Origin of the sequence: Tenacibaculum aquimarinum (assembly GCF_022478115.1) — a bacterium.
GTDB classification, from domain to species: domain Bacteria; phylum Bacteroidota; class Bacteroidia; order Flavobacteriales; family Flavobacteriaceae; genus Polaribacter; species Polaribacter aquimarinum_A.
The window spans coordinates 13500-27022 of record NZ_JAKGSC010000004.1 but is presented as its reverse complement, the minus strand read 5'-3'; the positions used below and the strand labels follow the sequence as shown (position 1 = coordinate 27022).

Annotated in this window: 13 protein-coding genes and 1 tRNA gene; 10 read left to right on the top strand and 4 right to left on the bottom strand. The window is 29.7% G+C overall.

The window, feature by feature from the left end:
• The first annotated feature begins 4 nt into the window (after window positions 1–4).
• The 3 genes from L1S33_RS09775 to L1S33_RS09765 all read left to right on the top strand — a co-directional run bounded on the left by L1S33_RS09775 (window position 5) and on the right by L1S33_RS09765 (window position 4221).
• Window positions 5–1495: an ankyrin repeat domain-containing protein gene (locus tag L1S33_RS09775; protein WP_240562189.1), complete on the top strand. Its 1491-nt coding sequence runs from the start codon at window positions 5–7 to the stop codon at window positions 1493–1495.
• Between the two features lie 78 nt (window positions 1496–1573).
• Window positions 1574–2047, top strand: coding sequence for a DUF2271 domain-containing protein (locus L1S33_RS09770; protein WP_240551998.1), 474 nt, complete (start codon window positions 1574–1576; stop codon window positions 2045–2047).
• A gap of 11 nt (window positions 2048–2058) precedes the next feature.
• Window positions 2059–4221 (top strand): PepSY domain-containing protein, encoded by a 2163-nt coding sequence (locus L1S33_RS09765; protein WP_240562188.1) that lies wholly within the window; start codon window positions 2059–2061, stop codon window positions 4219–4221.
• A gap of 127 nt (window positions 4222–4348) precedes the next feature.
• Here L1S33_RS09765 and L1S33_RS09760 read toward each other — a convergent pair whose 3' ends face one another.
• Window positions 4349–4852 (bottom strand): hypothetical protein, encoded by a 504-nt coding sequence (locus tag L1S33_RS09760; RefSeq protein WP_240562187.1) that lies wholly within the window; start codon window positions 4850–4852, stop codon window positions 4349–4351.
• A gap of 353 nt (window positions 4853–5205) precedes the next feature.
• Here L1S33_RS09760 and L1S33_RS09755 point away from each other — a divergent pair, with 353 nt between their 5' ends.
• From L1S33_RS09755 to L1S33_RS09735, 5 genes are all read left to right on the top strand, one after another.
• Window positions 5206–5391 (top strand): hypothetical protein, encoded by a 186-nt coding sequence (locus L1S33_RS09755; protein WP_240562186.1) that lies wholly within the window; start codon window positions 5206–5208, stop codon window positions 5389–5391.
• A gap of 26 nt (window positions 5392–5417) precedes the next feature.
• Window positions 5418–6509 carry a hypothetical protein gene (locus L1S33_RS09750; protein ID WP_240562185.1) on the top strand — a complete coding sequence of 364 codons (1092 nt, stop codon included), beginning with the start codon at window positions 5418–5420 and terminating at the stop codon, window positions 6507–6509.
• Between the two features lie 78 nt (window positions 6510–6587).
• Window positions 6588–8555 carry a sensor histidine kinase gene (locus tag L1S33_RS09745; RefSeq protein ID WP_240562184.1) on the top strand — a complete coding sequence of 656 codons (1968 nt, stop codon included), beginning with the start codon at window positions 6588–6590 and terminating at the stop codon, window positions 8553–8555.
• A gap of 5 nt (window positions 8556–8560) precedes the next feature.
• Window positions 8561–9397 (top strand): metallophosphoesterase, encoded by an 837-nt coding sequence (locus tag L1S33_RS09740; RefSeq protein WP_240551992.1) that lies wholly within the window; start codon window positions 8561–8563, stop codon window positions 9395–9397.
• Between the two features lie 11 nt (window positions 9398–9408).
• Entirely contained in the window at window positions 9409–10158 is a 750-nt protein-coding gene (locus L1S33_RS09735; protein WP_240551991.1) for a LytR/AlgR family response regulator transcription factor, read from the top strand.
• Between the two features lie 42 nt (window positions 10159–10200).
• Here the strand turns inward: L1S33_RS09735 and L1S33_RS09730 are convergent.
• The 3 genes from L1S33_RS09730 to L1S33_RS09720 all read right to left on the bottom strand — a co-directional run bounded on the left by L1S33_RS09730 (window position 10201) and on the right by L1S33_RS09720 (window position 12235).
• Window positions 10201–10276, bottom strand: a tRNA-His gene (locus L1S33_RS09730).
• Between the two features lie 54 nt (window positions 10277–10330).
• Window positions 10331–11047 carry a bacillithiol biosynthesis deacetylase BshB1 gene (gene bshB1, locus L1S33_RS09725; RefSeq protein WP_240551990.1) on the bottom strand — a complete coding sequence of 239 codons (717 nt, stop codon included), beginning with the start codon at window positions 11045–11047 and terminating at the stop codon, window positions 10331–10333.
• Window positions 11048–11080: 33 nt separating this feature from the next.
• On the bottom strand, window positions 11081–12235 hold the full coding sequence (locus L1S33_RS09720; protein ID WP_240562183.1) for a trans-sulfuration enzyme family protein: 1155 nt from the start codon (window positions 12233–12235) through the stop codon (window positions 11081–11083).
• Between the two features lie 75 nt (window positions 12236–12310).
• On the opposite strand from L1S33_RS09720, the gene L1S33_RS09715 reads away from it, so the two are divergent.
• Window positions 12311–13006, top strand: a complete 696-nt coding sequence (locus L1S33_RS09715) for a Rossmann-like and DUF2520 domain-containing protein (protein ID WP_240562182.1) — start codon at window positions 12311–12313, stop codon at window positions 13004–13006.
• Window positions 12996–13523 (top strand): KdsC family phosphatase, encoded by a 528-nt coding sequence (locus L1S33_RS09710; protein WP_240551986.1) that lies wholly within the window; start codon window positions 12996–12998, stop codon window positions 13521–13523. The genes L1S33_RS09715 and L1S33_RS09710 overlap by 11 nt, the downstream gene beginning before the upstream one ends.

Below are 13523 nucleotides of genomic sequence, written 5' to 3'. Positions count from 1 at the left end.
TTAAATGAAATCATTAAAACTAACCATACTATTAAGTCTTATACTTTTAAGTACAATAGTAACAGCTCAAAATTCAAACATTTTCTTGAAAAGAGGTTTCTGGAAAACGAATCCTACTATTGAGCAAGTTGAACAAAAAATTAAAGAAGGTAACAGTGCTACAAAACTTAATCGTTCTGGTTTTGACGCAATTGTATACGCTTTATTGGAAAACGCCAACGAAAATGTAATTAAACACTTGTTAACTAAAGATGGCAATAGCGTTAATAAATTAACACACGATGGAAGAACGTATATCTTTTGGGCAGCTTATAAAAACAATATATCTATTGTAAAATATTTATTAGCAAACGGCGCAAAAACAGATGTTATTGACGATAAAGGATATACAATTTTAAACTTTACTGCTGCCGCAGGAGTTAAAAATACAGCGCTTTATGATGTTTTAATAAAACATGGAGCCAATGTTGTAAAAGATAAAACTCCAAAAGGTGCAGATGCTTTGTTGTTAATTATTCCAAATTTAAAAGATTTTACGCTTGCAGATTATTTTATCAATAAAGGTTTAGACATAAATACTACAGATAAAAATGGAAACGGAGCCTTTAATTATACTGCACAAAAAGGTAATAAAGAAATGCTTGAGTTGCTGATAAAAAAAGGATTGCCTTATAAATCATTGAACAAAAATGGTGGTAACGCAATGCTATTTGCAACGCTAGGCTCTAGAAGTGGATATAATTCTTTAGAATTTTTTAATTATTTAGAAGGTTTAGGAATTGCTCCAAATATTACCAATAATGAAGGTAAAACGCCATTGCACAATTTAGCTTACAGTAATAAAGATATAGCAACTATAAACTACTTTATTAACAAAGGAGTTGATGTAAACCAAGCTGATAAAGAAGGAAATACAGCTTTATTAAATGCGGTTTCTCGTAATTCTTTTGAAGTAATTAAGTTATTAGCTTCAAAAACTACTAATATTAATCACACCAATAAAAATGGGCAATCTGCTTTAACTAAAGCATTAAATAATAACGTTAAAACTGTAGAATTCTTATTAAAAAAAGGTGCAGATGTTTCAATAATTGATTCTAAAGGCAATAATTTAGGACATTATGTATTCAATACTTTCAATCCTAAAAACGAAAAAGAATTTCAACAAAAAGTAAACCTTTTAAAAGCTAAAGGATTACAAGTTGATAAGCCTCAAAAAAACGGAAATACCTTGTTTCATTTAGCGGTTGAAAAGCAAAGTTTAGCAATGTTAAAGTATATAGAAAATTATAAAATTAACATCAACGCTAAAAATAATGAAGGTTTAACTGCATTACAAAAAGCAGTTATGACTGCTAAAAATGATGAAATTATGAAGTATTTAATTTCAAAAGGCGCAGATAAAACTGTAAAAACAGATTTTGAAGAAACTTTGTTCGACTTAGCTAAAGAAAATGAAGCATTAAAAACAATCGATATTAATTTTTTAAAATAAACTTTGGCAGTTTCCCCCATGCCGAAACTCGGTGGGACAATTAAGTTTGGCTCATCGAGTACCTAAAAAGATAAAATTATGAAAAAAATAATAGCAATACTTGTAGTAATATTCTCGATTACTGCTTTTACAACAACAGAAAACGCTAAGTATAAATGTATGATTCAAATGAAAAATTATACAGGTGAAGGCGCTTATATTGTAATTTCCTTATTAAATCCGGAAGGAGAATACCAAGAAACAATTTACGTGCAAGGAGATGATGAAGAATGGTACCATGATATTACAGAATGGTGGAATTTTCAAGGGAAAGTTCGTTCTGATATAGACGCAATAACCGGCGCAACCATTAGCGGTGGAAATAGAGCAATTAGTGTTATTGAAATTCCAAATGATAAACTTGATAAAGGCTATAAAATTAGGTTTGAAACTGCGGTTGAAGATCAAGAATATTATAAAGATGATGTTGAGTTTGAACTTACAACTGAAAATGTAAAAAGTAAAATTGAAGGAAAAGGTTTTATACGTTACGTTCGCATGATACCACAATAAATTTAACAAAAATGACCATTTCAATTTGGAGATATAGCCACTTAACTTTGGCTATATCTTCTTTCCTTTTTATACTAACAGCTGCCGTTACAGGAATAATTTTAGCTTTCGAACCTATTTCGAATCAGTTAAAACCATTTGCAATACAAAATGCTGAAGAAATCTCTATTTCTAAAACAATTGGCTCTTTAAAGAACGAATACGATGAAATAATTTCTTTTAAAGTTGATGAAAACAATTTCCTAGAAGCTTCTGTAATTACAAACGAAGGGAAAAACGAAACCTTTTATGTAAATCCAATAACAGGAAAAAAAATAGGCGCTTTAATTGAAAAATCTCCGCTATTTAAATGGACAACCAATTTGCATCGTTCTTTATTTTTAAAATCAACTGGGCGTTTTTTAGTTGGGTTCTTTTCTTTCTTACTCTTGTTAATTTCTATAACAGGAAGCATTTTAATTATTAAAAGACAAGGCGGAATTATACAATTCTTTACCAAAGTTGTAAAAGAAGGTTTTAATCAATATTACCATGTAATTATTGGGCGTTTTACGCTAATTCCAATACTAATAATCACACTTTCTGGTGTGTATTTATCTTTAGAAAAGTTTTCACTTTTACCAGAAACTAAAATAAATCATACAATAGATTTTTCTAAAGTTAGTATTGATACAAAAGTTCCAATTGAAGATTTTACAGTTTTCAAAAACATAAAACTAGATGAAGTAAAAAGTATTGAATTCCCCTTTTCTGAGGATGTTGAAGATTATTTTTTCTTAAAACTAAACAACAAAGAGCTTATTGTACATCAATATTCAGGTGAAATTATTAGTGCTAAAAATTTGTCTTGGACACAAATTATTTCTGATTGGAGTTTGTTTTTACACACAGGTCGCGGCACAATAATTTGGTCTCTAATTTTACTTCTGTCTTGTATTGCAATTTTGTTTTTTATGTATTCTGGTTTTGCAATGACCTTAGAACGAAGAAAAAAAAGCACATTATCTAAAAACAAGTTTAAAAAAGACACCGCAGAAATTATTATTCTTGTTGGCTCGGAAACCGGAAGCACATTTAACATTGCAAATTCATTTTTTGAAGCAATTTTAGCACGTAACAAAGCTGTTTTTATAGATCATTTAAACAATTACACTTCTTATAAAAATGCGAAACAACTTATTGTTTTAACGTCTACTTATGGAGAAGGAGAAGCGCCAATAAACGCATCTAATTTTCTTCATTTACTACAAAACACTTCGCAAGAAAACCTAATTAAATATGCTGTTGTAGGTTTTGGGTCTCTTGCATATTCAGATTTTTGTCAATTTGCAATTGAAGTTGACAATACATTAAAACAACATAAAAATTTCACTTCTCTCCTACCAATTTGTAAAATAAACAATCAGTCTTTTTCTGATTTTAAAAACTGGAGTTTACAATGGAGTGAAAAAACAAAAGTCGATTTAGAGCTAAAACAAAAACCTATAAAACTAAAAAATCAGGAAACATTTAAAGTTGTTGAAAAAACCGCTTTAAACTCAGATAATTCTTTTTTAATTCGTTTAAAACCGACAAAAAAACTTCAATTTACATCTGGAGATTTACTATCCATAACACCAACTGAAGACAATATTGAGCGCTTATATTCTGTAGGAAAAATAGATAATGACATTTTATTGAGTGTAAAAAAACATCAATTTGGCATTTGCTCTAACTTACTTTTTAACCTTAATAAAGAAGATAATTTAATTGCAAAAATTGAAAAGAACAACCAATTTCATTTCCCGAAAAAAGCCAATGAAACTATTTTAATTGCAAACGGAACCGGAATTGCACCTTTTTTAGGCATGTTAAATTCGGATTCTAAAACGCATGTATTTTGGGGAGGAAGAACACAAGACTCACTAAAAATGTACGCTACTTATTTAAAAAACAAAACTATTTACACCGCTTATTCTCAAGAGCAAAATAAAGAATACGTGCAAGATTTAGTTTTAAAAAAGCAGCATTTAATTGCTAGCGTTTTAAAAAACAACGGAACTATTATGATTTGCGGTTCTGTGAGTATGATGAATGGCGTTTTAAAAGTATTAGAGCAAATAACAAAAACCCAATTAAATACACCGTTAAGCAAGTTTCAGAAAGCAAATAAAATTAAAACTGATTGTTATTAAAATTTAAAACAATGTGATTTTTTTTAGAAGCTATTTCCTGCTTTCGCTACTCGCTGTTTCGTTCCTCAACGAGCTTAAACAAACCGCTCAATCAGGGCTAAGCTTGTTTATAAAGTGAACTGAATAATTATTTAAACTTTATACTATTTAATATGGAAATAGCTTCCTTAAAATGTTTATCATATTTTTCTAAAATAGACGAATATGTATAATTATAGTATTCTCCCTTATATTGAAAATTCATAACGTATTTTTTATATTTTATCCCATTCCAAGTTGATTCATATTTATGTACATAAGCCTCTCCAAAATGATTATTTTCAATTAATACAACTTGAGAAGTTGGATTTAAAACTTCATTTGATTTTTTAATTTGATCAAAAACAAATTTTTTAAATTCAGGTTTATCTTTTAATTGAAATTGAAAAACAGAGACTACGTTATTATAAAAATTTGTTCCATTTTTAAGTGGTGTATAACCGACATATCCATGATGTTTAACCGACCTCCAATTACTTGGCTTAATAATAGTAAAGTTTTGAGAATTAATCCAGTTTTGAGTTTCCACTGTTTTAGTTGAAGTACAACTTAAAAATGCCAAAACAAATAATAACAAAATACTCTTTTTCATAGCTTAATATTTTCTTCCAACTTACAAACAAAATTTCAAAACAAATAATTTCTTAAAAACTTTTTCCCAATAAACGTCTTGTCATACTCGAGTAATTGGGAATCCAAACTTACTTTTTTATAGATTTCGCATCATGTCTGGAATGACAAATAGCTCACAAACAAGTTTAGCCGTGATTGAACGGTTTGTCTGAGCTCTTTTTTCTTTTTTAGAAAAAAAGCGAGTAGTGAAAGCGCGAAATAGCTTCAAAAAAACACTATTTCTACGAATTCTAATTTACTTCTTACGAATTCTAATTACAGCAAAATTAACGTCAATTCCTCATCTACCTTTGGAGTATAAAACAATAAAAAATGAAGTTACAAGGCAGTTATTATTCAGTAATTAAAATGTATTTGACAAAATACAATCAAGTAAAAATACATTTTGACACACAAGGGAAAATTGTAAAAACAGAAAAAGAACAAGATGGTTTTTGGCAAACCGATCGTAATTTATGTAAGCTGTTAAATAAACTGCCTGTTACTTCACAAATTTAAAAAATAACCTTAAAACCATAGAAATCATGAAAAATGTAATTAGAAAAACCAGCGTAGCATTTGCAACTTTAGTAATCTTAGGAATCTTTGCAAGTTGCGACAATAGACCTAAAAAAGAAACAAAACAAGTTGCTGAAGTTGTAGAAATGAGCGCTTTTGACAACACACAATTAGAAGATGTTGCAACGCAAGAACCAATTGTTTTTATAACAGGAATTGATAAAAGTAATAGCGATTTTTACAAAAATGCACGAACGTATTTTAAAGAGAAAAATCTTAAAATTGTAGAAGGCGCGTATTCTTTAGAGGAAATTATTACGTGGATGAATAGCAATGGAGAAAGCAAACCTTTTGGCGAAGTTCATATTGTAAATTACAACAATCCGTTTACAGGAATGAGTTTAGAAACGGTTGTAAATGGCGAAACTATTACCGCAGAAACATTGAGAAAAAACATTACACAAGGTAAATTACCTTCTTTAAAAAGTGTTGTAAATAGAAACACAAATATCATTTTTCATTCGCAAGGTTTGGCAGAAAATACCGAATTAATGAAAACTATAAAAGATGCTTTTGTAGCAAACGAAACGCCAAATATTGTGGCAACTCAGTATTACAACGTCTTTGGCGGCGAGTTTAAGAAACATTATTTAGCGCAACCTTATTATGTTTTTTATCCAACAGCACATTCGCCAGGAAAAATTGATTTATCTAAAGAAATTGCAAGAAAATACAGCGAAGAAAAAGAAATTAACTGGTTTGATGCTTTAAACAATGAAGAAGAGCGTTATGTTGGTGAAGCGTACACACAACAATTTAATGTACCTGTAAAGTTTGAATTGGATTACCATAACTCAGATGAAGCGATTCCTACTTTTACAATGCAAGAAGAAATAATGGATTTTATTGAAGAAATGCCAGAATTACAAAGAGAAATTAAAGCGTTAAACATTCCGGTTGATAAGTTCCGTTGGACTTGGGATATTGTAAATAGCCAATTAATAATTAAAGGGAAAACTACAGTTTTAACAGTTTTAAAACCAGTAACTAAACCTTACGGAGATTTAGAACATGTTGAGCCAGACACTAAGAACAAGCGTTTGTACGCAATGAAATAGTGGAATAATAATTGAGCTAATTAAGACCTACAAGAATTAAAATCTTGTAGGTCTTTAATAATTTGTAAGTTTGTTAATATGAAGTTTTTTACATTTTTATTTTTACTTTTTGGGTTGATACAAGCGTCTGCTCAAAATTTTCAGTTGAAAAACTATACCGTAAAAAATGGAATTCCAAATGCTAAAATAGTATCTATAACACAAGACAATATTGGTGCTATTTGGTTAGCTTCTAAAAACAAAATAAGTAAATTTAATGGCGAAGAATTTAACAATTACGATGTTAAAAATAGCGTAATCAATATTTTAGAAGTAAAAAACGATAGTTTACTAATTGGTACAAATAATAGTTTTACTATTTATGCGCATGGTAAATTTTCTCATTTCGAAAGTAAAAAAGTACATTCAATTTTAACAGTAGAAGGAATTATTTTTGTTGGAACTGCACAAGGTATTTACAGGCTTCGAGAAGATTATTTATCACCTTTAAAAACTAATTTTCAAATTGATTTAAACCAAATAAACGATTTAAAATTTGATGGAAAGTATTATTTTATTGCAACAAACAAAGCACTTTGGAAAGTTGACAATCTTTTAAAGCCAACATCTTTAAAACGTGTTGAAATTGGAGATTTTAAAACTATTTCAATTTTTGAAAATCAAATAATCACAAGTAATGAAATTGGTCTTTTTTTTATTGAAGGGGAACAAGCTTTTTTAATTGCACAACAACCAAAGGAAATTACCGACATTCAGAAAATTAACAATCAGTTTTGGATTGCCACTAAAAATAATGGAATTACCGTTTTAAATACTGATTTTACTTTCGATAAAAACATTAACAAATACAATACGTTAGCTACTAATAATATCAATTTAATTTTTAAAGATCAACAAAATAACGTTTGGATTGCTACCGAAAATGCTGGTTTGTACAAATATGAAACAGACAGTAAAAAAACACTAAAACCAATTATTACACTCACAAATATTGACGTGGTTTATGAACCTTTAGATTCTATAAATATCAATCAATATAAAAAGGTTTTACAGCTTCCTTCAGATAAAAATCATGTTTCGTTCTCATATAAAACAGTAAACATTAACAATCCAAAAGCAGTTGCATATCGATTTAAACTAAATGAAAAATTTAGTCCTTGGACAAACAAAGAATCTATTGATTTTGCAAATCTATCGGCAGGAAATTATACGTTTATCGCACAATCTAAAATTGATACTGTAGAAAGTGAACCTATTTCATTCAGGTTTTTTATTGACAAACCATTGTATAAAAAAGACTGGTTTTTATGGAGTTTATTAGGTGGATTAAGTTTACTCTTAGGCTTAATAATTCTGAATTATATAAACCGAATGAAAAAACGAAACAAAGCAAAGGTTGAAAAATTGAAATTGGAAAATCATTTGTTATCATTGGAACAAAAAGCGTTGCAGTTACAGATGAATCCGCATTTTATTTTTAATGTTTTAAACGGAATTAAAGCGCTTGGAAGCACTGGGAAAACGAAAGAATTAAGTTCAACAATTAGCAAATTCGCTACCTTGTTACGTTCGGTTTTATTGAACTCTAGACAAGAAGAAATTAGTTTATCTGAAGAAATTGCAACCTTAAAAAACTATTTAGAATTGGAACAACAAATGAGTGCAAATCTATTTGATTTCAACATTAAAACGAATCTTTCTATTGACGAAGAAGAAATTTTAATTCCACCAATGTTGTTGCAACCTTTTATAGAAAACAGCATTAAACACGGAATTAACTTAAAAGAAGACGGAGAAATAACCGTACTTTTTACAACCAATAATAACTTTTTACAATGTACAATTGATGACAACGGAATTGGTTTTGAGCAATCTAAAAAACAAAGCACTGTAAAAAATCATCAATCTGTTGCTGTAAAGGTGACACAAGAACGTATTGAAAATTTATCTAAACAAAGTACATTTTCAATTAAAGAATTGAAAGAAAAAGAAAACACAATTGGAACACGAGTTTGGTTTAAGATTCCTTTAAAAACAGATTATTAGAAACCATGAAAAGGAGAAAATTTATTAAAAACTCATTTAAAGGAGCTATTGGAGTTGGTTTAATTGGCGGTATTTATTCTTGGCAAATTGAACCTTTTTGGTTAGAATTTGTAAAAAAGAAAATGAAAATAAATAATTTACCAGAACATTTAAAAGGTAAAACTTTAATTCAAATTAGTGATATCCATATTGGAAATAGATTCGATTATCAATATATAATTGATTCATTCAAAAAAACACAATTATTAAATCCCGATTTTGTTGTTTATACTGGAGATTATGTTTCTTATGAAAATGAAGAACAATTCTCACAATTAGAAGAGGTTTGTAAACACATAGTAAAAGGAAAATTTGGCACTGTTGGTATTTTAGGAAATCATGATTATGGTAAAAATTGGACCGAACAAAATGTCGCCAACAAGATAACTTCAATACTGGAAAAATCTGGAGTTTCAGTTTTAAGTAATGAAGAAAAAAATATAAACGGATTAAATATTATTGGTTTAGATGATTATTGGGGATTGAATTTTAATCCAAAAAAAATAATGAATAATCTAGATAATAAAAAAGCTAATGTAGTTTTATGTCATAATCCTGATGTTTGCGATTTAGATGTATGGAACAACTATAAAAGTTGGATCTTATCTGGTCATACACATGGCGGACAAGTTAAACCGCCGTTTTTGAATCCACCTCTTTTACCAGTAAAAAACAAAAAATATTCCTCTGGAAAGATTAATTTAGAAGATGGTAGAACATTATACATAAATAGAGCTTTAGGTCATTTATGGCAGGTTCGATTTAATGTTAGGCCAGAAATTACAATTTTTGAATTAGAATAATACAACAGAAAATGCAAAAACTTACCGCAATATTAGTAGAAGATCAACCTAACGCATTGGCAATGTTACAGCAAGATTTGGAAACACATCATGCAGAAATAGAAATTATTGGCACTGCAAAAAGCGTAGTTGAAGCTTCTAAATTATTAAGAAAACAACAGCCAGATATTTTGTTTTTAGACATTATGTTAGGAGACGGAACTGGTTTTGATGTGTTAGAAATTCATCCAGATTTAACTTCAAAAATTATCTTTGTTACTGCAAGTGATGAGTTTGCTTTAAAAGCCTTTAAATTTTCAGCAATAGATTATGTTTTAAAACCATATTCCATTGAAGATTTAGACATTGCTATTGACAAAGCTAAAAGCCAAGTTAAACCCAATAAAGAGCAGCTAAACGTTCTGCAAGACTCTATTAACAAGCCAAACACAAGACCTAAAAAGATTTCTCTACATACTTCAGATAAAATTGTAGTTGTGAGTTTAGATACAATTGTTCGTTGTAAATCGGACAATAATTATACGGAATTTTTTATGCAAGACGGAAGCAAAATTTTGGTAGCAAAAACATTAAAATTTTATGCAGATATGTTGAAAGAGTTTCAGTTTTTACGCGTGCATCAAAGTCATTTAGTGAACCTACAATATGTAAAAGAGTTTATAAAATCTGACGGAGGTTATATTGTTCTAAAAGACAAAAAAACAATTCCGGTTTCAGTAAGAAAACGTGCTGAAGTTGTTAGCGCTTTAAACTTTATGTAAACAAAAAAAGCCTTTCCATTTCTGAAAAGGCTTTGTTATTTTGGGTGGAAGACGGGATTCGAACCCGCGACCCTCGGTACCACAAACCGATACTCTAACCAACTGAGCTACAACCACCATATAATTGCGGATGCAAATATACTTTAATTTTTATTTTACAACAAAAGAAAACTTAAATTAATTTATCTAAATTTTCTACAGCAACGTAACGCTCTGTTGTAAAACCTTCTGCGTGCTCTACTCCTATTAAACGTCCTAAGTCTCTTGCTCTATAATCTATACTTTCTGTAAAGTTTTTGCTTGTAATTGGTGTTTGAGGTTCTGTACTTTTAGGATCATAAAATTGTGAAGAATAAGCCATTACAGCATCTATTTTAGTTTCCATAAAACCAGTTACATCAACTACAAACTGAGGTTCAATGTTTTTCCATTGTATATAATGATACACTTTCTTTGGTCGCCATTTTTCTTGTTGCTTACCCGCTACTTCAGTTTCAATTTTTAACAATCCGCTTAAAAAACAAGCATCAGAAACTAATTTACTTCCTTTTCCATGATCTATATGTCGGTCATCAATTGCGTTACACAACACAATTTCTGGCTTATATTTACGAATCATTTTTATAATTTCTAACTGATGCTCTTTATCATTTGTAAAAAAACCATCAGCAAAACCTACATTTTCTCTTACGGAAACTCCAAGAATTTTAGCAGCATTTGTAGCTTCTACATCACGTATTTCTGCTGAACCTCTTGTACCAAGTTCTCCGCGTGTTAAATCTACTATTCCTACTTTTTTTCCTAAAGAAATTTCTTTTGCTATGGTTGCTCCTGCTCCTAATTCTACATCGTCTGGATGTGCACCAAAAGCTAATATGTCTAATTTCATAATTATTGTGTAATCGTGTAATTGTTTATTTGTTTACTGGATACTGCTTAACGCTTGTTCAATATCTGCAATTAAATCTTTTGTTTCTTCTATTCCTACCGAAAAACGAATTAATCCGTCGCTAATTCCTCTTTTTAAACGTTCTTCTTCACTTAATAAAGCATGTGTTGTTTGTGCCGGACTTACCGTTGTACTTTCCAGACCAGCTAAACTTAATGAAGGTTTAATCAATTTTAAATTACGTTGAAAATCCATCGCATCTATACCTTCTTTTAATTCAAAAGATAACATTGCACCAAAACCATGCATTTGAGATTTTGCCAACTTGTGTTGTGGATGACTTTTTAAACCAGGATAATACACTTTTTCAAAATTTGAATTCGATTCAAAATACTCCGCCATTATTTGCGCATTTTTAGTCTGCTCTTTTACACGAAGATTTAATGTTTTTAAACTTCTTTCTAATAACCAAACAGTTTGATCGCTTAGATTACCTCCAAAATTAATGGCAGTTTTCCATATTAAATCAATGTGTTCTTGACTTGCAGCAATTGCTCCAGCGGAAATATCTGAATGTCCTCCCATATATTTTGTTGCTGAATGTAAAATAATATCAATCCCAAAATCAGCAGGAGTTTGGTTTATTGGAGATGCAAATGTATTATCTATCATTGTAATAATATTTTGCTCTTTTGCCAAGCTTGCAATCGCCTTAATATCAGTAATTCCTAATAGCGGATTAGACGGTGTTTCTATATACAGTACTTTTGTATTCTCTTTAATTAGTGGTATAAAATCTTCAATTTTATCGGAGTCAGTAAATGAATATTCAATGCCGTATTTTTCAAATTCTTCTACAATTAAATTATACGTTCCTCCATAAATAACTTGCTGAATAATTACATGATCGCCTGTTTTTAAAAATGCAAATAGTGCCGCACTAATTGCTGCCATTCCTGATCCAAAAATTAAACCAGCTTCACAATTTTCTAAAGTTGCTATCTTTTTACACAACATTTCTTGGTTTGGTGTGTTAAAATAACGCGGATATCTTTTTACATCAACACCATCAAAAGCATACGAAGTTGCCATATAAATTGGAGAAACTGCTCCTTTAAATTGCTTGTCTTCTACTTCACCAACGTGAACGCATTTTGTATTTATTCCTAGGTTTTTGTTTTTACTCATTCTTTTAAGTTTACATCAGCTAATTTAGTAAAACCAATTCTAATCATTACAAGATTTTCAATATCTTCGCTTTATATGATTACAGTAACAATTATTGGTAATGGAAAAGTGGCAACACATCTTACAAACGCTTTTTCTAAAACTAAAAACGTAAATGCAACACAAGTAAATTCTAGAGAATTAAAAGCTATTCCGCAAGCAGATGTTACTATTATTGCGGTTTCTGATGATGCTATTTCAGAAGTTTCTTCAAAAATTAAAAACTCTTTTGTTGTACACACATCTGGAAGCGTTTCTTTAGATTCTTTACAAAATAAGACTAGAAAAGGTGTATTTTATATGCTACAAACTTTTTCTAAAGACAAAAAAGTCAATTTTTCTGAAGTTCCGTTTTGTTTAGAAGCAGAAAATGAAGATGATAAAAAACTACTTGAATCTTTAGCAAAATCAATAGGGAAAAAGATATATTCAATTAGTTCTGAACAAAGAAAAGTATTGCATGTTGCAGCCGTTTTTGTAAATAATTTTACAAATCATATGTATAAAACCGGAAACGATATTTGCGAAGAATACAATGTTCCTTTTGAAATTTTACAACCGTTAATTAAAGAAACGGCTCAAAAAATTGAAACATTATCGCCAATAGAAGCGCAAACTGGACCTGCAATTAGAAACGATAAAAAAACAATAAAAAATCATTTAGATTTGTTGAATAAAAAACAACAGAAAATCTATAAAACAATCACAAAATCTATCCGAAATGGAAATTAGCTACAAACAATTATTACCAAATATAACTACCTTAATTTTTGATGTCGATGGCGTTTTAACAAACGGAATTGTAACTATAATGCCAGACGGAGAAATGATTAGAAACATGAACATTAAAGATGGTTATGCTTTAAAATCTGCCGTAAATGCAGGTTTTAATGTCTGTATTATTTCTGGCGGAACTAACGAAGGTGTAAGAACTCGTTTAGCTAATTTAGGTATTAAAGATATTTATTTAGGCGCTCACGATAAAATAAAACAATACAACGAGTTGGTTGAAAAGTATAATTTAAAACCAGAAAATGTATTGTACATGGGAGATGATGTTCCAGATTTTCCTGTAATGAAATTAGTTGGAATGCCATGTTGCCCAAATGATGCTGCAAGAGAAATTCAGCAAGTTTCTAAATATATTTCCGACAAAAAAGGTGGCGAAGGTTGCGTACGTGATGTTATTGAGCAAATTATGCGAGTTCAAGGAAAATGGAACGGAAATTTTGATGCTAAGTATGATTAA